The organism is Mycobacterium sp. NGS59 (assembly GCF_059812345.1).
The window spans coordinates 1-19,486 of sequence record NZ_JCALCN010000019.1; the positions used below are offsets into that span (position 1 = coordinate 1).

The window sequence follows — 19,486 nt, forward strand, 5'->3', positions numbered from 1 at the left end:
TTGCGGCGGCCAGACATCGCTGCGGCCGATTCCCAGAACGACGCCGGCGCTGCTGAGTACGATCCGGCCGTGTCCTCCCCCACCCGCCCGGCGATCTGCGTCAACATGATCGTCCGCAACGAGGCGGCGATCATCGAGGAGACCCTGGACAACATCGCGCCCTACATCAGCTCCTGGGTGATCGTGGACACCGGCTCCGAGGACGGGACCCAGGAACTCATTCGCGATCACATGGCCCGGCTCGGCATTCCCGGGGAGTTGCACGAGCGACCGTGGCGCAACTTCGGACACAACAGGTCCGAGGCGCTGACCCTGGCCCAGGGCCGCGGAGACTACATCTGGGTCCTCGATGCTGACGACAAGGTCACGGGCACTATCGATTTCGGCCAGCTGGGCTATGACCTCTACCAGCTCCGGTATGGCCAAAGCGAAAGCTCCGAGGTGTACTGGCGCCCGAACCTGTTCCGCGACGGGTTACCGGTCCGATACGAAGGCGTGGTCCATGAGTACGTGATGGTGGACTCCGATTTCAGCCACGACCGGCTCGACGGCGACTACTACATCGATTCTCGCCGCCTCGGAGCGCGCAACCGCGACCCGCAACAGAAATACGAGAGCGACCGTGACCTGCTGCTCGCCGAGGTCGAACGCAATCCCGACGATGCCCGGTCGGTGTTCTATCTGGCGCAAAGCTATTTCGATCTGGGCGATTTCGAGAATGCCCGCAGGTGGTATCTGAGGCGTGTCGACATGGGAGGGTGGGCCGAAGAGGTCTACCTATCGATGTACCGGGTCGCGGAGTCGATGTGGTCGATGGGTGCGTCCTGGCCGGAGGTGCAAGACGCCTACCTGCGGGCCTGGGAGTTCCGGCCGACCCGCGCGGAACCGTTGTACGCCATCGCATTTCGATACCGCCTCGACGGGCGTTACCGGCTCGGCTATCTGTTCGCCAAGCATGCCGCCGAGATCGCGTTTCCCGCCGAGGACACGTTGTCTGTCAGCGCGGACACCTACAACTGGGGTGCCCTCGACGAGGCAGCCGTCTGCGCATCGTGGATCGGCGAGCACGCTGAGGCGGTCGCACTCTGGCGGCGAATCCTGGCCCGCCCCGGCGTTCCCGAAGAAGATCGGCAACGCATCGCCGCCAACTGCGACAACAGTGCCACGCGGATGATCGACGCGGCCGCCGCGTACCCCGGTGAGCTGGCGCGGCAGCTGACGGGCGGTCGCCGCCACGCCGAGGTGACGCTCAGCCTGATCGCCGGGCCGGATCGCGCCGGCACCGAGGTGACGCTGAACTCACTGCTGAACTGCTGCACCGACGTCTGGCGGGTCGGGCTGTTTCTGGTGGTCGATGCCGGGCTGTCTGCGGCCGACCGCGCGGTACTGCTCGAGCGGTATCCGTTTCTGGAGTTCTGCCCGTTCCCTCCCGCGGAGTCCCGCGCGGGGCTGTTGGCACAGATCCGGGACCAGATCTACGGACGGTTCTGGCTGCATCTGGATCAGGGTTGGCGGTTCTATGCCGCCGACAACCTGATCACCCGCCTGACCAGCGTGTTGGAGGCCGCGGACCACGTGTTGCAGGTGGCGGTCAACTTCACCGACGCGGACCAGCTCATCGGTGCCAGCGCGACGGACGAAATGGTGTCTCAGGCGCCCGGTGCCGGACGCTACGTGCTGGGCAAGCAGGTGGCGCACGGCCCGGCGATGTTCGACACCGCACGACTGGACCGCCTCGGCGGTATCCGTGCCGATGACCCCGATGCGCTCGCCGAGCTGGGCCGACGAGCCGCAGCCGCCGGGTTGGCGACCGCGAGCCTCGACCAGGTGTTGTGCATCACCTCGGCCTGACCGGTAGGCCCGGTTTGCGCCGAGGATGTCGTCGGCTGTAATTCACAGATGGATGTCACCGTCGTCGGCAGCGGACCCAACGGATTGGCCGCGGCCGTCATTCTCGCCCGCGCCGAACTGAAAGTGCAGGTCATCGAGGCCCAGCCGACCTTCGGCGGCGGTGCCCGCAGCGCCGTCGACATCGACTATCCGGGGATCCTGCACGACGTGTGCTCGGCGGTACACCCGCTGGCACTGGCCTCGCCGTTCTTCGCTGAGTTCGATCTGCCCGGCCGGGGCGTCAACCTTGCCGTGCCCGAGATCTCCTACGCCAACCCGCTACCCGGGCGGCCCGCGGCGATCGCCTACCGGGATCTGGAGCGCACCTGCGCGGAGTTGGACGACGGCGCGTCCTGGCGGCGTCTGCTGGGACCGGTCGCGGCAGACAGCGATGCAGTGGTGGCATTCCTGCTGGGCGACAAGCGCTCGGTTCCGCGCGCGTTGCTCACCGTCGCGCGGTTGGGGTTGCGCATGCTGGCTCAGGGCACCCCGGCGTGGGGGACGCTGGCCGGTGAGGATGCGCGCGCGTTGTTCACTGGCGTTGCCGCGCACGCGATTACGCCGCTGCCGTCTCTGGCGTCCAGCGGTGCCGGAATGATGTTGGCGACGCTGGCCCATGCGGTCGGGTGGCCGTTACCGGTGGGCGGCAGTCAGGTCATTCCGGACGCCCTGATCGAGGATTTGCGGGCGCACGGTGGCGAATTGACGGCCGGCGTCGAAGTCACCGAACCGCCAGAGGGTGTCGCGATCTATGACACGGCACCGACCGCGCTGCTGCGCATCTACGGCGATGCGATGCCGTCGCACTACGCAAAAGTGTTGCAGCGCTACAAATTCGGTGCAGGCGCGGCCAAGGTCGACTTCGTGCTCAACGACGACATCCCGTGGTCTGACCCGCGCCTGCAGCAAGCGCCGACCCTGCACCTGGGCGGCACCCGAGCGGAAATGGCGAGCGCCGAAGCGGATATCGCGGCCGGTCGCCACGCAGAGTTCCCCATGGTGCTTGCGTCGCTTCCGCACCTGGCCGATACCGGCCGGCTCGATGCCGACGGCCGTCGGCCGTTCTGGACCTACGCGCACGTACCGGCAGGATCGCCCGTCGACCCCACCGAAGCCGTGACCCGGGTGGTCGAGCGCTTCGCGCCGGGGTTCCGCGACGTCGTCGTGGCCGCACGCAGCGTTCCCGCCGCGCGAATGTCCGAGCACAACGCCAACTATGTCGGCGGAGACATTTCGGTGGGCGCCAACTCGCTGTTGGGAGCGCTCACCGGCCCGAGTCCGCGGCTAAATCCTTGGAGCACACCGATTCCCAGGGCTTATCTCTGTTCGGCGGCGGCCCCGCCGGGCGCCGGGGTGCACGGCATGGGCGGGTACTACGCGGCGCGCACGGTGTTGCAGCGGGAGTTTGGGATTCGGGAAGTCCCTCCTCTGGGGCCGTTGCCCCCGCGAACGTCACGCTAGCGTGACTGCCGACGCCGAGCGTCACGCCAGCGTGACCGCCACACCGTGCGAAATGGTAGGACCTACTCCGCTGGGTATCACCCCCGACGGCTTCGTTCGGAAATGCAACCGAATCACCTTGAGCTTGTGCGCAATTGTCGACGTTGCCTCGGCTGGTCGAGTGCGCAGAGGGCGCGGCAAATGCCTTATGCCGCGCTCAGCCCGTACCTTTCGGTGTAGGTGACTGCTTGATCGAACTGCTCGAAGCTCAGGCCGTACTCTGCGACCAGCACGTCGCGAGGTTCGCCGCTGCTCACCATGCCCGCGATAGTCACGGGCGATACCCTGCGACCCGGAACCCTTGCATCGCCCCAGTTTCTGCTACGCCACGGCCGTCGCCGGAAACACCACCACCGAGCCATCCTCGCTTCGCGCGATGTCGATCGCCACGTCGGAATTTCGGCGGTCCTGGTTGATGCCGGAAGCGAGGTCTCGAAGGCGGTACGAGGTGTTGAGCAGCATGTCCACTTCGCCGCGCGTAAACATGATGTCGCGTACGCCTCGTGGGCGGGTCAACTGCAGCGACGAAAGACGCTGCAGCACACCAGCGATACCGGATTCCAGTTCCTCCACCCGTTGCTGATCGGCGCGAAGCGATTGCACGAAACTCTCGAACGGATTCGCTGCATCCATCTGCGCATGTTCCACAGCTTGGAGCACGAGCACGCGCTTCTTCAGCGCGATGGCCAATTCGGCGAGATCGAGATGAGCGCGGAAAAGACCACCCTCATCCTTCTCGATTCCATCGAATTTCGTTCGCAGTTTGGCGACTTCGACTGGCCCCTCGCCAAACTCTTCGACAGCGGTCTGCCATTTCTTGAGACGACTGTCCGCCTCGGCGATGGCCGTGTCGATCGCGTAGACCGCGGGGCTCAACCCCACTGAAGCCCCAATTCGCCCTTGGTCCAACAAAATGGCAGTCGCCTTATCAATGGCCGCTCTACAGCCATTGAGCGCCGTCCGTTCGCGCTGCAGGTTGTCATCGTGCAATTTCTCAAGCAGCGAAGTGATGTTCTCGATCGCTCGCTGACGCTCCTGGTCGGCGTGGGCGCTGACACCAACTGCGACTGCCATCAGGACCAACGGAGCTGCGACAGTCAGAGCGCCCGCGCCGGCAGCTGCCACACCAACGGTGGCCGCCGACCCACCCGCCGCGCCCGCGGCTGCGGCTTGTCCCGCAGCAACCGGCACGAAAGTTGCCTGCGCAGCGATGCCGGACGACCCCATCAGAGCGCCGTGAACCCCACCGGATGCCGCTTTGGACACCATCGGTGTGACGAGCCCACTGCCGAATTCGGCAGCGACCTTCGCCGGAACAACCATTCGATACAACGTCTCGCCGCCCGTCTCGACTACCGCGGCGGGTGCCGATTTCGCTGTCTGACTGATCAGCTGCGAGAGTTGCGTAGCCAGAGGACTAGCGGCCTCTAGGTGTAACCCTTTGCTGCGGTCAATGTTGTTCGGCAACGGGTGTGCTTCCAGCGTCGCGATCGGCGCTTCGGCCATCGCCGCAAGTGCAGTCCGCAGGTCGAATAGCCGCTCGGGGGTAATGGTCTCGCCGACTAGCGAGGGTACCGACACGTCACGCGTCGCCAGCGTCCATACGGGCACAAGTGTCTTGCCGCTATCCACCATTGCTAGGCCCTCCTCCCGTCGCCCGGGTACCCACGATATGTGCCCCCTCCGACATGAAGGAAACGATTTGCATAGCGGCGAGATCAAACGGACAGAGCACGATAGCCCCGCGGCGTCCTCACCGGCAACGACCACCTGTGGAAGCGCAATGGCCGCACGGAGGACTCACCGCTACTGCTGGCCCGGCGCGAAGCCCAGTATTTCGCCTCGCTGCTCGAAGACGCGATCCGCCGGCGCGGCGGCAACCAAGCCGTCGACCGGATCCCCTACGTGCAGGAGCTGGTCTTCCTGCATCCCTCCGAATTCGTCTGCGACTTATCTCAGAGCTCGCGCATCAGTCTCTACGGTCTCGACGGCAAGCAAAGGACCACCGGCCTGCCCGGCATCTCCGAGCGGCTGCTCGCACCCGCCCGCCACGACCCGATCAGCGAACGTGACGGCGCGCAAATCGCCGGTCTGATGAAGGCGATCGGTCTGGCTCCGCGCCGCCAGCGTGAGGTCGGCTCCTGGATCATCGACGAGAAGCCCTCGCCGACGGCGACGGCTGGCAGGACTGGCAGGCCTTCCACCACGTGAACACCGAAGACCACGTCCGCGTCCGCTTCTACACGGCCGGCGCGGCCTCCACCAAAGCCGACGACCACGCTCGCAAGCAGGCCGTCACCCAACGAGTACAACCTGCTCTCGCGACTCACCTACGACGGGCTGCAATCCCCGAAAGATCTGGTCAACGAAGCCGAACCTGGCATCGGCCTGGTGTTCCCGCAACGCAAGGGCGATGCGCCGCGCCGCAACCATCTACCGCCGATGAGTTCACCACCCGCATTACGCACGCCGACTTAGATGCTGGCCGAATTCGCATCCCGAAAGTCGCGAACAGCCGACTACCAAAAACTTGCGGCCCAGTCGAGCTCGAATTGCGTAGTGCAACAGTTGCAGCCAAATGGAATCCGAACTCGCGAAAGCGCGGCCGGTGCGCCACGCTGTATCTCAACGAACACAAGAAACTCGCGCAGTTAGTTGGGATTGGTGAACGCCTGACCATATCGGTCAAGGACCGCGTCGTCATCCTGACGTGACTCGTCCGAGCAGAGCCTAGGCTGGCCCCATGACCAAACTCGCTGTCATCTACTACTCCGCCACCGGGCACGGCACCACCATGGCCAAGCGCGTCGCTGCGGCGGCCGAGGCCGCCGGCGCCGAGGTGCGGGTCCGCCACATCGCCGAAACCCGCGACCCGGCCTCGTTCGCCGAGAATCCGGCGTGGACGGCGAATTACGAAGCGACCAAAGACCTTCCGGCGGCCACCGGCGACGACATCGTGTGGGCCGACGCGGTGATCTTCGGCTCGCCGACCCGCTTCGCATCCACCACGTCGCAATTCCAGACGTTCATCGACTCGCTCGGCGGCTTGTGGGCGCAGGGCAAGCTGGCCGACAAGGTCTATGCGGCATGGACTTCGACGCAATCCCCGCACGGCGGGCAGGAGACCACGCTGATCGGCCTGTACACCTCGCTGATGCATTTCGGCGGCATCCTCGTGCCGCCCGGATACACCGACCCGTTGAAATTCGTCGACGGCAACCCTTACGGTGTTGGTCTGATTGCCACTCGCGACAACATCGACGAGCTCGATGACGCGACGACGGATGCGCTGGACCACTTGGCCCAGCGGGTGGTCGCGGTGACCGACCGCCTTACATCGGCGGGCGGTTAGGCGCCCCTGATTAGTCCGCTGGCCAATAACCGACAACGCCGCCGTCGAATCTGAGGCCGGTGCGCGAAAAGCCCTCTCCCACAGCTGCTCTTGCGTCGGGTCGCCGAACGTCACGCTAGCGCAACGGCAGACGCCGAGCGCCACTCCAGCGTGACGCTCGGCGCGAAACCCAAGCACACCTCGCCTAGCCGACCGTCCCGCCTCGCCGAACGTCACGCTAGCGCAACGGCAGACGCCGAGCGCCACTCCAGCGTGACGCTCGGCGCACCACCCGACTTCCGAGCGCGAGCAGACGCAAAAGCACCCGAAATCCGCAAGGATTTGGGGCTTTTGCGTCTGCTCGCGCAAACCCTAAGCGGTCTCGGTGATCGGCCGGTCGACCCAACTCATCAAGTCGCGCAGCTTCTTGCCGGTCACCTCGATCGGGTGCTCGGCGTTCTCCTTGCGCAGCTGCTCGAGTTGCTTGTTGCCGCCCTCGACATTGGCGACCAGCTTCTTGGTGAAGCTGCCGTCCTGAATGTCGCGCAGGATGGCGCGCATCCGCTCCTTGGTGTCGGCGTCAATCACCCTGGGACCCGACAAATACCCGCCGAACTCCGCGGTGTCGGACACCGAGTAGTTCATCCGCGCGATCCCGCCCTCGTACATCAGGTCCACGATCAGCTTCAGCTCGTGCAGCACCTCGAAGTAGGCCATCTCCGGCGGATAGCCCGCCTCGACCATCACGTCGAACCCGGTCTTCACCAATTCCTCTGTGCCACCGCACAACACGGCCTGCTCACCGAACAGGTCGGTCTCGGTCTCGTCCTTGAACGTGGTCTTGATGACGCCCGCGCGGGTGCCGCCGATGGCCTTGGCGTACGACAACGCCAGCGCCTCGCCCTCACCGGTCGGGTCCTGGTCGACGGCGATCAACGCCGGCACACCCTTGCCGTCGACGAACTGGCGCCGCACCAGGTGGCCCGGTCCCTTGGGCGCGACCATCGCGATCGTGACGTTTGCGGGCGGCTTGATCAGGTCGAAGTGGATGTTGAGCCCGTGGCCGAAGAACAGGGCGTCGCCGTCCTTGAGGTTGGGTTCGATGTCGTTGGTGAAGATCTCGGCCTGCGCGGTGTCCGGCGCCAGCAGCATGATCACGTCGGCCCACTTGGCCACCTCGGCGGGCGTGTCAACCTCCAAGCCCTGCTCGGAGACCTTCTCCCGGGACTTCGAACCTTCCTTCAACCCGACGCGAACCTCGACGCCGGAGTCGCGCAGGCTCAGCGAGTGCGCGTGCCCCTGGCTGCCATAACCGATCACACCGACCTTGCGGCCCTGGATGATCGACAGGTCTGCGTCGTCGTCGTAGAACATCTCCAACGTCTGCGCTGGCACATCTGCCACGTGAATATCTCCTTCTTGTATTGGCTATCGAAAATTACTTGGCCGTGCCGATGCTGCGCGGGCCACGGGCCATCGACACCACACCGGACTGGACGATCTCTTTGATACCGAACGGCTCCAGCAGCCGTAGCAGCGCTTCGAGCTTGCCGCGGTTGCCGGTGGCCTCGACGGTGAGTGACTCCGGGGATACGTCGATCACGTTGGCGCGGAACAGGTTTACTGCCTCGATCACCTGGCTGCGGGTACCGGCGTCGGCACGGACCTTGATCAGCGCCAACTCCCGATCCACCGAATTGTCGTCGTCCTGTTCGACGATCTTGATCACGTTGATCAGCTTGTTGAGCTGCTTGGTGATCTGCTCGAGCGGCGTCTCCTCGGCGGAGACCACAATCGTCATCCGCGACATGTCCTTCTGCTCGGTACCGCCGACGGCCAGAGACTGAATGTTGAAGCCCCGCCTCGAGAACAGCGCTGCCACGCGGGCAAGCACGCCGGGTTTGTCCTCGACCAGCACCGACAGCGTGTGCGTCTTGGTCTGCATCAGGCGTGCCCTTCGGTGATGTCGTCGAACAGCGGACGGATGCCGCGTGCGGCCTGGATCTCGTCGTTGCTGGTGCCGGCGGCGACCATCGGCCAGACCTGTGCGTCGGCGCCGACGATGAAGTCGATGACGACGGGACGGTCGTTGATCTCCCGCGCCTTCTGAATCATGTCTGCGACGTCTTCTTCACGCTCGCAACGCATTCCAACACACCCCAGCGCCTCGGCCAGCTTCACGAAGTCCGGGATGCGATGCGAGTGGGTGGCCAGGTCGGTCTGCGAGTAGCGCTCCTCGTAGAACAGCGTCTGCCACTGACGCACCATGCCCAGGTTGCCGTTGTTGATCAGCGCCACCTTGATCGGGATGCCTTCGATGGCGCAGGTGGCCAGTTCCTGGTTGGTCATCTGGAAGCAACCGTCGCCGTCGATGGCCCACACCTCGGTGTCGGGCAGTGCGATCTTGGCGCCCATGGCCGCCGGGATGGCGAAGCCCATGGTGCCCAGACCGCCGGAATTCAGCCAGGTGCGCGGCTTTTCATACTTGACGAACTGGGCGGCCCACATCTGGTGCTGCCCGACGCCGGCCACGTAGATGGCGTCCGGACCGGCAAGCTCGCCCAGCTTCTCGATCACGTACTCCGGGCCCAGGCTGCCGTCGCTCTGCGGGTCGTAGCTCAGTGGGTAGGTCTTGCGGACGTCCTCCAAATACGCCCACCAGTCGGTCATTTCGATGTTGCCCGGAACGTCGTAGTGGCGCAGCATCTCGATCAGCTCGGTGATGACGTTGCGGACGTCGCCGACGATCGGCACGTCGGCGTGCCGGTTCTTGCCGATCTCCGCCGGGTCGATGTCAGCGTGGATAACCTTGGCCTCGGGCGCGAACGAGTCCAGGCGCCCGGTGACCCGGTCGTCGAAGCGGGTGCCGAGCGCGATCAGCAGGTCGCTGCGCTGCAGCGCCGCCACCGCGCCCACCGTGCCGTGCATGCCCGGCATGCCGAAATTCTGCCGGTGGCTGTCGGGGAACGCACCGCGCGCCATCAGGGTGGTGACCACCGGGATGCCGGTCAGCTCGGCCAACTGCAGCAACTCCTGAGTCGCTTCGCCGCGGATGACACCACCGCCGACGTACAGCACCGGCTTGCGCGCGGCCGCGATCAGCTTGGCCGCCTCCCGGATCTGACGGTTGTGCGGCTTGGTGTTGGGCTTGTAGCCCGGCAGCTCCATGCGCGGCGGCCAGCTGAAGGTGCACTGGCCCTGCAGCACGTCCTTGGGGATGTCGACCAGCACCGCGCCCGGCCGCCCCGACGCTGCGATGTGGAACGCTTCGGCCATCACCCGCGGGATCTCGTCACCGGTGCGCACCAGGAAGTTGTGCTTGGTGATCGGCATGGTGATGCCCGAGATGTCGGCTTCCTGGAAGGCATCGGTGCCGATCAGCTGCCGGCCGACCTGTCCGGTGATCGCGACCACCGGGATCGAGTCCATCTGCGCGTCGGCCAGCGGGGTGACCAGGTTGGTGGCCCCTGGTCCCGAGGTCGCCATGCACACCCCGACCCGACCGGTGGCGTGCGCGTAGCCGCTGGCGGCGTGACCCGCACCCTGCTCATGGCGCACCAGGACGTGACGCAGCTTCTGCGAGTCGAACAGCGGGTCGTAGACCGGCAGGACGGCGCCACCCGGGATGCCGAAGATCACGTCGACGTCCAGCGCCTCCAACGACAGGATGACGGACTGTGCGCCGGTAACTTGTTGGGGTGCAATGCGTTTCGCCGGCGGCGGGGCGGACTTGACACCGTTGGCCGGTCCTTGGCGCGACGGCGTCGGGGCCGGTGAGGGTGGCTTGGTCGGTGCGCTCACTTTGTCCTCTTGAATCTTTCGGCTTCGTGGAGTCTCGGGGCAACAAAAAACCCCCGTCAGCTCAGCTGCTGCACGAGGGTCGCGTTGGTGCTCGATGGCTAGTCAGGCACCAACGCGCCGACTAAGTACTACGAGCATTCCAGGCTTCATAGCGTCCGACGGTAGCCTTCGCACAGCTCAGCAGTCAAATCCGGGTCCCGCCGGCAGCGGTGGAATGATGCGAGGGTGGTCACCAAGTCATCGGTCGTGCTCAAAGTCTCCCCGATTGCCCATCTCGCCGTCGGTTTCCTGACGCTGTGCCTGCTGGTGCCGGTGCTGGCCTGGCCGCCCAGCGCGCCGGTACTGCTGATTCCGGTGCTGTTGTCGGCGCTGATCGTGCGGCTGCGCACCGTGGCCGACGACGACGGCGTGACGGTGCGGACACTGCTGGGCAGCCGGCGGGTGGCCTGGGAGGACATCGAAGGGCTGCGGTTCCACCGCGGCAACTGGGCGCGGGCGCAACTCAAGAGCGGCACGGAACTGCGGTTGCCCGCGGTGACCTTCGCGACGCTGCCGCAGCTGACCGAAGCCAGCTCGGGGCGGGTACCGAACCCCTATCGGTGATCAGCCGATTCTGTCGAAACATTCGTCGGTGTTGTCCAGCACGCCACCACGGAAAGCGACGATCCGGGTGAAGCCGGCGGGCGTGTTGGCGCCATTGACGTCGCTGGCGGCGATGCCGTTCATCAACAGTCCGATGACCGCCTTGTCCAGGTCGCCGGCGGTCAGCACCAGCTGCTTACCGGACGGGATGCTCACCGGCTGAGCCATGCCACGCTGCGCGGCGCCGGTCAGACAGGCCGTGCGCACCGCGGTCACCGCCGAGCTCAGTGGCAGATCGCGCTCCCGCTGCAGTGCCAGCACATACCGGGAAGCGACGATCGACAACGCGGTGTTGTCGCCCTGCAACATCTGCGGGTCGGTCATGCCCTTACGGCCGCCGGGCTTGCCGATCTCCTGCAAAGTAGGCAGGTCGGCGACGACGGTATTGGTGGACGGGCAGTAGGAAGCGCCCTTGGTGGGCTTGGCGTCCGAGCAGCTGGTCGACGAAAAGACCACCGTGGGCGCCGTTTTCGGGGCGAACACCACGTTGAGGATGTCGACCAACGTTTGCACGGTGTCTTCGTTGATCTCCACTTCGCCGGCATTGGCATCGCGCGATGAGCCCTCTTGCAGCGCCACCGGAAGACCTTCGCGGCGTTTCTTGATTTCGGCGGTGTCGATCTTGGCGCACGTTCCGGACCCGCTGTCGAAGCCCATCTGCAACGCGCTGACCCGGTCGAATCCGGAGCCGTGCTCGGAGTCTTCGGTCTCCTCGTACTCCTCCTCGCCCATGATCGGGTCGGAGATCTTCAACATCCCGGCGATCACGTGGCTCAGCGCGTCACCGGTGCTCAGCGTGAAGCGCGACGAGTGCCCCTCGGCGACCCAGCGCAGATAGACCCCGGCGAAACAGTCCGCCTGCTGCTCGCCGACGATGGTGGGCGCCGTCCGACCGAGAATCCCGCCGTTGTGCTGTATCGCGTGGCCGTACTCGTGGGCGAGGATGCCGACCACCGCCATGTCGCCGAAATACTTTTTGGCCGCCGGGAACAGCTGTCCCCGATCCCATTTGACGGAGTTGCAATTCAACGAATAGGAGGCGTTGACGTTCTGATATGTCTTGGCTCGGCACACAACCGGGCTGCGCGGATCGGTCGAGTCGTAGGACGTCACCTCGCTGACGGCCTTGAAGGGCTTCTTGGCGTCGTCGGGCCAGTTCTTCTTCCAGAACTCTTCGAGGTCGTTGAGCGCCAGCATCGACAGTCGGTCGATCTCACCGTTGTCGGTGTTCTTCACGGTGCCGGTCGGCCGGGGCGCATTGGCACGAGGTCCGCTGGCGCCCTCATTCAACGGCAGCCCGGCTACCCCGGACGGATCGTAGAGTCCCGACACAGCGCGCCCAGTGATCATGCTCGTCTTGCCTGACGAGCTGCTGCAGCCGGTCAAAGCCAGCAGCGCGCACGCGCCGACGACGACAGCCCTGGCCCACCCCGCGCGCTTCACTTGCCGCCGTCCAACTCGGGCAATCCGACCTGGTACGTCCCGTCGTCGTCTTTGAATTTCACCGTCAGCTTGCGCGGCTTACCGCGAACGCTGACGTTGCAGGTGAAGCTCTCGCCCTTCTCCACCGTGGGATCTTTGCCGTCATTGCACTTGACGTCCTTGATGTCGCCGGAGGCATAGCCGGTGACGCGGTCCAGCAGGACTTGCTGGACCTGGGTCTGCACGTCGGCGACGGCGAGTTTCTTGACGTCGCGGTTGACGACGGCGGTCGTCACCAGCAGGACGACCAACACGACGGCCAGCACCGCGACGACGGCCCCGACGATGAGTAGCGGTCTGCTTTTCGAGCTTTTCTTCTTCGGCGGGCTGGTCGTCGGCGGCGCAGCGGGCGGTCCGTATTGTGCGGGCGGCTGGGCCCAGTGGGTGGGCCGCTGGCTCGGCGGTGCGGGCGGCTGGGCCCACTGGGTCGGCTGATGTGCCCATGGATTCGCGGGCTGCTGCGGGTATCTGGGCGCTCGGCGCGGATCGTGTCCTGGATTCGGCCGTGGCGGCCAAGGAGGCTGGTTGTAATCGCGGGGTGTGCTCAAAGTATCCCCAATGCTCGACCCGACACCGGCGCATCCCAGGCTAGGTCATCGCCCCCGCAGCGGCGAAAAAATGCGGCTCAGGCCAGCGGGTTGACCCCGTTGAGCAGCACCCACACGGCGATACCGGCGGCGATTCCGGCCAGCAACGCCACGAATGATCCGATGAAAGGCCGGTTGGCCCAGCCCCGCCGCGCGTCCAGGCCATAACGTCCGGGACCGGACAGGATCACGGCGACGGCCATGACGATCAGACTGATCTGGTATTCGTGCCCGTCGGGCAAGAAGTAGGCGAACGTGTTCGAACGTGGCTGGGCCGAGGCGTTCGCGAGCAGTCCGTTGATCAGGAAGGCCAGCGCGCCCGCCGCCGCGATCGGAGTGAACAAGCCCAGCACCAGCAGCACACCCGCGACGATCTCGCCGCCGGCACTTACGTAAGCCAGGATGTCGGCGTGCTGGTAGCCGACGTCGGATAGCGAATTCCGGAACCCGTGCAGCCCGGAGCCACCCCACCAGCCGAACAACTTCTGCAGCCCATGGGTGATCAGGACCGCGCCCAGTCCCAGCCGCAGGATCAACAGCCCGAGATGCTGGGTGCCGCGCCGTCCGGCCGTACGCAGCCGATCGTCTTCGTCGTCGATATCGATGGCTGCCGGAGCGACCGGGTGCGCTCGGGCGGGTTGCTGCGGTTGGACGTAGGGCAGTGGTTCGTCGAGCGGGCTGTAGCCAGGTCCGCCGATGCCAGGACCGGGGTCGTAGGGCGGGATGATGGTGGTCGTCCCGGTGTGTTCGCGCTGAAACGCCGCTGGGGTCAGGTCGTCTTCCGGGTCGACCAGCCTTGCCGAGGCGGGCGGAGCCGCGATCGGCCCGTGGGAATCGTCCGGGCGCTGCCAAAGTGCGTCATTCGAACTGCTCACGGGTGTCAGGGTAAGGGCAATTTCGCTGGAAGCTGGGATTTGACAGGCGCTTTTGCCCGACAAATCCGCAGTTTGCCCGCCGATACGCCCCGACGGCCCGCAAGGCTCGTATTCTGGCTCTCCTTGAGCGCGCTATCTCGCTGACCTCCCGATCCCTGCCAACCATGGGCCACTGATCGAGCACGAAATGAATATATGAGAGTAAGCGGCGCTCCATCGGGCAATCGGGCGCCCAGCTGCGGTATCAGTGCCTACCCGGTAGCAGGCGGCGGCCACGACAGCAAATTCCCGTAGCCTGTCGGTCATGCGGATACGGCGGTCGATTCGGTGCGTGCTGGTTGCGCTGTGCGCCGCGGCCCTGGTGTCGAGCGGCTGCGCACGGTTCAACGACGCCCAATCGCAGCCGTTCACCACGATGCCCGAACTCAAGCCCCAACCCAGCTCCACGCCTCCCCCGCCGCCCCCCTTGCCGGCCACGCCCTTTCCGAAAGCCTGCCCCGCGCCGGGGGTGATGCAGGGCTGCCTGGAGAGCACCAGCGGCCTGATCATGGGCGGTGACAGCAAGACCGCGCTGGTCGCCGAGCGCACCACCGGTGTGGTCAAAGAGGTGTCGGTCAGCGCCGAGCCCAAGGTGAAGATGGTCATCCCGGTCGACCCGTCCGGCGACGGCGGCCTGATGGACATCGTGCTGTCCCCCACGTTCTCCCAGGACCGACTGATGTACGCCTACGTCAGCACCCCCACCGACAACCGGGTGATCCGCATCGCCGAAGACGACGTCCCCAAGGACATCCTGACCGGCATCCCCAAAGGAACCACCGGCAATACCGGTGCGCTGATCTTCACCAGCCCGACCACCCTGGTGGTGATGACCGGTGATGCCGGCAACCCCGCGCTGGCTGCCGACCCGAAGTCGTTGGCCGGCAAGGTGTTGCGCATCGAACAGCCCACGACTCTGGGCCAGGCCCCTCCGACGACGGCATTGTCGGGCATCGGCTCGGCCGGGGGCTTGTGCATCGATCCCGTCGACGGCTCGCTGTATGTCGCCGACCGCACTCCCAGCGCGGACCGCTTGCAACGCATCACGAAGAAGTCCGAGGTATCCACGGTGTGGAGCTGGCCGGACAAACCCGGGGTGGCCGGGTGCGCGGCGATGGACGGCACCGTGCTGGTCAACTTGATCAATACCAAGCTGACCGTGGCGGTCCGCCTCGCGGCCAAGACGGGGGCGGTCACCGGTGAACCCGACGTCGTCCGCAAGGACACACACGGGCACGCGTGGGCGCTGCGGATGTCGCCGGACGGCAACGTCTGGGGCGCCACCGTGAACAAGACCGCCGGCGATCCCGAGAAACTCGACGACGTGGTGTTCCCACTGTTCCCGCAGGGCGGCGGCTTCCCGCGCAACAACGACGACAAGGTCTGAGCCGTCGGGCGGTTAGGGCACGTCGAGGGTGAACCTCATGCCGTAACGGCCCGTCGCGTCGGCGCGCCTGCCCTCGTATAACCGCTGCGGGGCTTCCTGACCGGGATCGACATCCTCGTCGAGATCGGACAGATACAGCAGCTCCTCGCCGTTCTCGGAGGCCCAGGCGGCAACCGGGTCCAGGAGGTAGGCCACATGGTCACCGACTTCGCTGCGGCTCAGTGTCCGGGCGACGAACCACCCCACGGCGTCGTCGAGAATCGGCATCCCGGCCGGACCGGCCCGCCAGGAGCAGTGCGCGAATGTGTCCGCACCGTCGCCGCTTTGGCGTGCGAACATCTCGGCCAGCACCTGCTGGTGTCGCGGCAGAACGTGTACCGCCACATACTCGGAGCGGCTCGCCACCTCGTGGGTGGGGCTGTCCTGCGGCATACCGATCATGAAACTGGGCGGTTGCACGCTCGTCTGGGTGGCGAAAGCGATCAGACTGCCCGACGGCTGACCGTCGGCCTGGGTTGTCACCACGAACACCGGGGCATCCAGCATGGACATCATGCCGTCGAAGGGTTCCTCGATCACTTCACCATGATGCTTGCCAACCGGTCTTGCAGCAGTCATTTCGCGCCCGATGGTCGGCGAGTTCATATCCGATTGGCTCAAGGGTCGTGGCCGGGCTCGACATCGATCACGTCCGTGAACCGGATCGCATCGGCGTCGGAGTCGGCGAACCACCCGTCGACAGGTTCGAGCAAGTAGCCGAAGTGGTCGCCGAATTCGATGCGATCCAACGTTCTGCCCACCACCCAACCGATCGCATCGTCGAGGATCGGCATGCCGTGCGGGCCGGTGTGCCACGCGCAGTGCTCGAACTTGTCGACTTCGTCGTCGGTTTCACCGCCGAACAGGTGCGCCAGGCTCAGGTCGCGGCGCGCCAGGACGTGGACCGCGAGATGGTCGGATCGGCGCGCCACGTCAAACGTGTGATTGGTGCGCGACAAACCGACCAGAAATCGAGGGGGGTCGATGCCGACTTGTGTGGAGAACCCCACCAGACAGCCGGATTTCTCACCGTCGGCTTCGGTGGTGACGGCGAGCATGGTGCCGTTCATGGTCTTGGTCAGCCGCGACAGCCAGTTTTGTGCCACGTGATCATCATGAATCAACGCCCCGCTCAACGGGTAGTGATCGCGATATCAACTGAGCGCTGATCAGCCCTGGCCGCAGGCAGCCAACACGAGTTCGCGCACCCGCGCGGCATCGGCCTGCCCGCGGGTCGCTTTCATCACCGCACCGACGATCGCTCCCGCCGCGGCCACCTTGCCGCCCCGGATCTTGTCCGCCACTTCGGGATTGGCGGCCAAGGCGTCGTCGACGGCAGCCTGGGTCACCGAGTCGTCACGGACCAGTTCCAAACCGCGGGCCGACATCACTTGCGCCGGTTCGCCTTCCCCGGCCAGCACCCCTTCGACGACCTCGCGCGCCAGCTTGTTGGAGAGCTTGCCTTCTTCGACCAACGCGACGACGGCCGCGACCTGGGCCGGGGTGATGGGCAATTCGTCAAGTGAGGTGCCGGCCTCGTTGGCCTTCTGTACCAGGAAGTTTCCCCACCAGGACCGCGCCTCTTTGCTGGACGCGCCGTGCTTGACGGTCGCGGCCACCAGTTCGACCGCGCCGGCGTTGACCAGGTCGCGCATGACTTCGTCGGAGATTCCCCACTCGTCCTGAATCCGCTTGCGGCTCAACCACGGTAGCTCCGGGATGCTCTGACGCAGTTGCTCCACCAGTTCCCGGCTGGGCGCGACGGGCTCGAGATCGGGCTCGGGAAAATACCGATAGTCCTGCGCGGTCTCCTTGGCGCGACCCGGACTCGTGTAACCGGCTTCGTGGAAGTGCCTGGTCTCCTGGATGATCTGGCCTCCGGCCAGCAGAACGGCGGCCTGACGCTGCATCTCGTAACGCACGGCAACCTCGACGCTTTTCAGCGAGTTGACGTTCTTGGTCTCGGTGCGGGTGCCGAATTCCGTTGTCCCCTTGGGCATCAGCGACACGTTGGCGTCACAGCGCATCGAGCCCTGGTCCATCCGGACGTCGGATACATCCAAGGAGCGCAACAGATCCCGCAACGCGGTCACGTAGGCTCGCGCGATCTGCGGTGCCCGCTCGCCAGCCCCGACAATGGGCTTGGTGACGATCTCGATCAGCGGCACCCCGGCCCGGTTGTAGTCGATCAGTGAGGTCGTGGCGCCGTGGATCCGGCCCGTCTCGCTGCCGATGTGGGTGAGTTTGCCGGTGTCCTCTTCCATGTGCGCGCGCTCGATGTCCACCCGCCAGGTGGTCCCGTCCTCCAGCGGCGCCTCCAGGAAGCCGTTGATCGCGATCGGCTCGTCGTATTGCGAGATTTGGTAGTTCTTGGGCATGTCGGGATAGAAGTAGTTCTTGCGGGCGAACCGGCACCACGGCACGATCTCGCAGTTCAGCGCCAGCCCGATGCGGATCGCCGACTCCACCGCGACCTGGTTGAGCACCGGCAGCGAGCCGGGCAGCCCCAGGCACACCGGGCACACCTGGGTGTTGGGCTCGCCGCCGAAGGTCGTGGCGCAGCCACAGAACATCTTGGTGGCGGTGGAGAGTTCGACGTGCACTTCCAGACCGAGCACCGGGTCGAATCGTTCGATGACCTCGTCGTAGTCCAGCAGATCAGCCCTGGCAACCGTCATAGGGACCGATCCTAGTGGTGACTGACAGGGCCTCCGGAGTGCGTCGCACCCAGCCGGCCCGGAAACATCTGGGCCAGCGCGGCTGCCATCTGCAGGTACGCGCGTCTGCTGTCCTTGCTCATCCGGTCCAGCCCGATCTCTGTGCCCTGACGGATGTGCCGGTCGAACGGCAGTGCCACGGTAGCGCCCACCCGGTCAGACAACTGCTCGAGTTGCTTGGCCGCCAGCGGTTCGGGCTTTGTCCGCTCGATGTTGTTGACCGCCAGCACGGTCGATTCGGCCAACCGTCGGTGGCCGTTGTTGGTCAGCCAATCCAGCGTCGTACTCGTCTTGTGTATCGCGTCGAGCGACGTGCTGGTCACCACCACCAGGGCACGCGACTCGGCCAGCACCGCTCCCATCACCTCGGCCTTGAGGGCTTTCGGGCAGTCCACCAGCACCACCGAGTAGTGGTTTCGCAGGATCGAAAAGGCTTTGACGAAATCCTGCCGGGTAGGGCTCCAGTGCGTCTCGGCGTAGTCCGGCGGACCCAGCACTTCCAGTCCCGCACTGTTCATGTACGTGTGTGCTCGCACGTCGGCATAGCGCGCGATGCGACGATCCAGCAGGAGGTCGGCCAGGGTCAGCGGGTTGCGGCGACCGTGCCGATCTGCCAGGTCACCGGCATCGAGGTCGACGGCGATGACCCGGTCGTCGCGCAAGCTGGCGAATGTCGAGCCGAGGGCTTCGACCACTGCGGTCTTGCCCACGCCACCCTTGAGGTTCAGGACGGCGATGGGGAACGCGCCGCCGACGGCGGTGTTGATCTGACCGCGTACGGCCGTTTCACGTACCGCTCCCTTACCGGAGCCCGCGCAGCGCGAGACCAGATCCCGCCAGTTGCTGCGGGCGAAGTCGTCGGCTCCGAGCTGCTCGATCGCGTCCAGCGCCAACCCGCCGGGTACCCGCTGGAGTGGGACCGGCGGCCGCTGCTGGGCGGACGTACTCGGTGCGTCGGCGGTACGCGCTGAGCCGGCCGGTTGCCGGTTTGCCGGGCTTGGCGCGCGGGGCGGCTGTGCCACCGTGACGAGTCCGGTTTCGGCGTCCACCGACCACTTCGGTGGGGGCTGCTGAACCGGTGGGGCGGGGGGTTGAAGGACTCCGCTAGCCTGACCGCGGTTGCTCATACATGACGTATAACCGACGCCGATAAACCAGAAACCGGCCTGTTGGTTAAGACGACACGACCGTTTGGC

General features: G+C 65.7%; 20 protein-coding genes. 8 read left to right on the plus strand and 12 right to left on the minus strand.

All coding sequences use genetic code 11. The features are described 5' to 3' along the window. Both AC5Y46_RS18950 and AC5Y46_RS18955 read left to right on the plus strand, forming a co-directional pair. A partial coding sequence (locus AC5Y46_RS18950) for a glycosyltransferase (protein WP_499992505.1) occupies positions 1-1,851 on the plus strand: 1,851 nt, incomplete at its 5' end. Between the two features lie 48 nt (positions 1,852-1,899). Then, a complete protein-coding gene (locus tag AC5Y46_RS18955) occupies positions 1,900-3,351 on the plus strand; it encodes a phytoene desaturase family protein (RefSeq protein WP_499942017.1) in 1,452 nt (483 codons plus the stop codon). 185 nt (positions 3,352-3,536) lie between these two features. Here the strand turns inward: AC5Y46_RS18955 and AC5Y46_RS18960 are convergent, their stop codons facing one another. Then, entirely contained in the window at positions 3,537-3,665 is a 129-nt protein-coding gene (locus AC5Y46_RS18960; protein WP_499942015.1) for a hypothetical protein, read from the minus strand. A gap of 46 nt (positions 3,666-3,711) precedes the next feature. After that, positions 3,712-5,025 carry a hypothetical protein gene (locus AC5Y46_RS18965; RefSeq protein ID WP_499942014.1) on the minus strand — a complete coding sequence of 438 codons (1,314 nt, stop codon included), beginning with the start codon at positions 5,023-5,025 and terminating at the stop codon, positions 3,712-3,714. Positions 5,026-5,295: 270 nt separating this feature from the next. On the opposite strand from AC5Y46_RS18965, the gene AC5Y46_RS18970 reads away from it, so the two are divergent. Genes AC5Y46_RS18970 through wrbA form a run of 3 tightly spaced genes read left to right on the plus strand, consistent with a single transcriptional unit; the run spans position 5,296 to position 6,742 of the window. Further along, positions 5,296-5,601 carry a hypothetical protein gene (locus AC5Y46_RS18970; protein ID WP_499942013.1) on the plus strand — a complete coding sequence of 102 codons (306 nt, stop codon included), beginning with the start codon at positions 5,296-5,298 and terminating at the stop codon, positions 5,599-5,601. Continuing rightward, on the plus strand, positions 5,598-6,104 hold the full coding sequence (locus AC5Y46_RS18975) for a hypothetical protein (protein WP_499942011.1): 507 nt from the start codon (positions 5,598-5,600) through the stop codon (positions 6,102-6,104). Before AC5Y46_RS18970 ends, AC5Y46_RS18975 begins: the two co-directional genes overlap by 4 nt. A gap of 29 nt (positions 6,105-6,133) precedes the next feature. Next, positions 6,134-6,742: an NAD(P)H:quinone oxidoreductase gene (gene wrbA, locus AC5Y46_RS18980; protein WP_499942010.1), complete on the plus strand. Its 609-nt coding sequence runs from the start codon at positions 6,134-6,136 to the stop codon at positions 6,740-6,742. 351 nt (positions 6,743-7,093) lie between these two features. Here the strand turns inward: wrbA and ilvC are convergent, their stop codons facing one another. The 3 genes from ilvC to AC5Y46_RS18995 form a co-directional block, all read right to left on the minus strand. After that, a complete protein-coding gene (gene ilvC, locus AC5Y46_RS18985) occupies positions 7,094-8,095 on the minus strand; it encodes a ketol-acid reductoisomerase (RefSeq protein WP_499942357.1) in 1,002 nt (333 codons plus the stop codon). A gap of 64 nt (positions 8,096-8,159) precedes the next feature. Next, positions 8,160-8,666, minus strand: a complete 507-nt coding sequence (gene ilvN / locus AC5Y46_RS18990) for an acetolactate synthase small subunit (RefSeq protein ID WP_499942008.1) — start codon at positions 8,664-8,666, stop codon at positions 8,160-8,162. Further along, positions 8,666-10,522: an acetolactate synthase large subunit gene (locus tag AC5Y46_RS18995; protein WP_499942007.1), complete on the minus strand. Its 1,857-nt coding sequence runs from the start codon at positions 10,520-10,522 to the stop codon at positions 8,666-8,668. The genes ilvN and AC5Y46_RS18995 overlap by 1 nt, the downstream gene beginning before the upstream one ends. Positions 10,523-10,747: 225 nt before the next feature. Between AC5Y46_RS18995 and AC5Y46_RS19000 the strand changes: the two genes are divergently transcribed. Then, positions 10,748-11,125, plus strand: coding sequence for a PH domain-containing protein (locus AC5Y46_RS19000; protein ID WP_499942005.1), 378 nt, complete (start codon positions 10,748-10,750; stop codon positions 11,123-11,125). On the opposite strand, the gene AC5Y46_RS19005 is transcribed toward AC5Y46_RS19000, so the two are convergent. Further along, complete coding sequence (locus tag AC5Y46_RS19005) at positions 11,126-12,514, minus strand: neutral zinc metallopeptidase (protein ID WP_499992506.1); 1,389 nt, start codon at positions 12,512-12,514, stop codon at positions 11,126-11,128. Positions 12,515-12,603: 89 nt separating this feature from the next. Beyond that, positions 12,604-12,912 (minus strand): DUF4333 domain-containing protein, encoded by a 309-nt coding sequence (locus AC5Y46_RS19010; protein ID WP_499942002.1) that lies wholly within the window; start codon positions 12,910-12,912, stop codon positions 12,604-12,606. A 19-nt stretch (positions 12,913-12,931) separates the two neighbouring features. On the opposite strand from AC5Y46_RS19010, the gene AC5Y46_RS19015 reads away from it, so the two are divergent. After that, positions 12,932-13,081, plus strand: coding sequence for a hypothetical protein (locus tag AC5Y46_RS19015; RefSeq protein ID WP_499942001.1), 150 nt, complete (start codon positions 12,932-12,934; stop codon positions 13,079-13,081). A gap of 190 nt (positions 13,082-13,271) precedes the next feature. Here the strand turns inward: AC5Y46_RS19015 and AC5Y46_RS19020 are convergent, their stop codons facing one another. Further along, positions 13,272-14,108: a DoxX family protein gene (locus tag AC5Y46_RS19020; protein WP_499942000.1), complete on the minus strand. Its 837-nt coding sequence runs from the start codon at positions 14,106-14,108 to the stop codon at positions 13,272-13,274. A gap of 304 nt (positions 14,109-14,412) precedes the next feature. Here AC5Y46_RS19020 and AC5Y46_RS19025 point away from each other — a divergent pair, with 304 nt between their 5' ends. Next, on the plus strand, positions 14,413-15,534 hold the full coding sequence (locus tag AC5Y46_RS19025) for a PQQ-dependent sugar dehydrogenase (RefSeq protein ID WP_499941998.1): 1,122 nt from the start codon (positions 14,413-14,415) through the stop codon (positions 15,532-15,534). Between the two features lie 12 nt (positions 15,535-15,546). Here AC5Y46_RS19025 and AC5Y46_RS19030 read toward each other — a convergent pair whose 3' ends face one another. From AC5Y46_RS19030 to AC5Y46_RS19045, 4 genes are all read right to left on the minus strand, one after another. Next, a complete protein-coding gene (locus AC5Y46_RS19030; RefSeq protein WP_499941997.1) occupies positions 15,547-16,152 on the minus strand; it encodes a flavin reductase family protein in 606 nt (201 codons plus the stop codon). 38 nt (positions 16,153-16,190) lie between these two features. Beyond that, positions 16,191-16,643 (minus strand): flavin reductase family protein, encoded by a 453-nt coding sequence (locus AC5Y46_RS19035; protein ID WP_499942355.1) that lies wholly within the window; start codon positions 16,641-16,643, stop codon positions 16,191-16,193. A gap of 99 nt (positions 16,644-16,742) precedes the next feature. Next, a complete protein-coding gene (gene gatB / locus AC5Y46_RS19040; protein WP_499941996.1) occupies positions 16,743-18,251 on the minus strand; it encodes an Asp-tRNA(Asn)/Glu-tRNA(Gln) amidotransferase subunit GatB in 1,509 nt (502 codons plus the stop codon). Positions 18,252-18,262: 11 nt separating this feature from the next. Next, positions 18,263-19,339 carry a MinD/ParA family ATP-binding protein gene (locus AC5Y46_RS19045; protein ID WP_499941994.1) on the minus strand — a complete coding sequence of 359 codons (1,077 nt, stop codon included), beginning with the start codon at positions 19,337-19,339 and terminating at the stop codon, positions 18,263-18,265. Positions 19,340-19,486 lie beyond the last annotated feature (147 nt).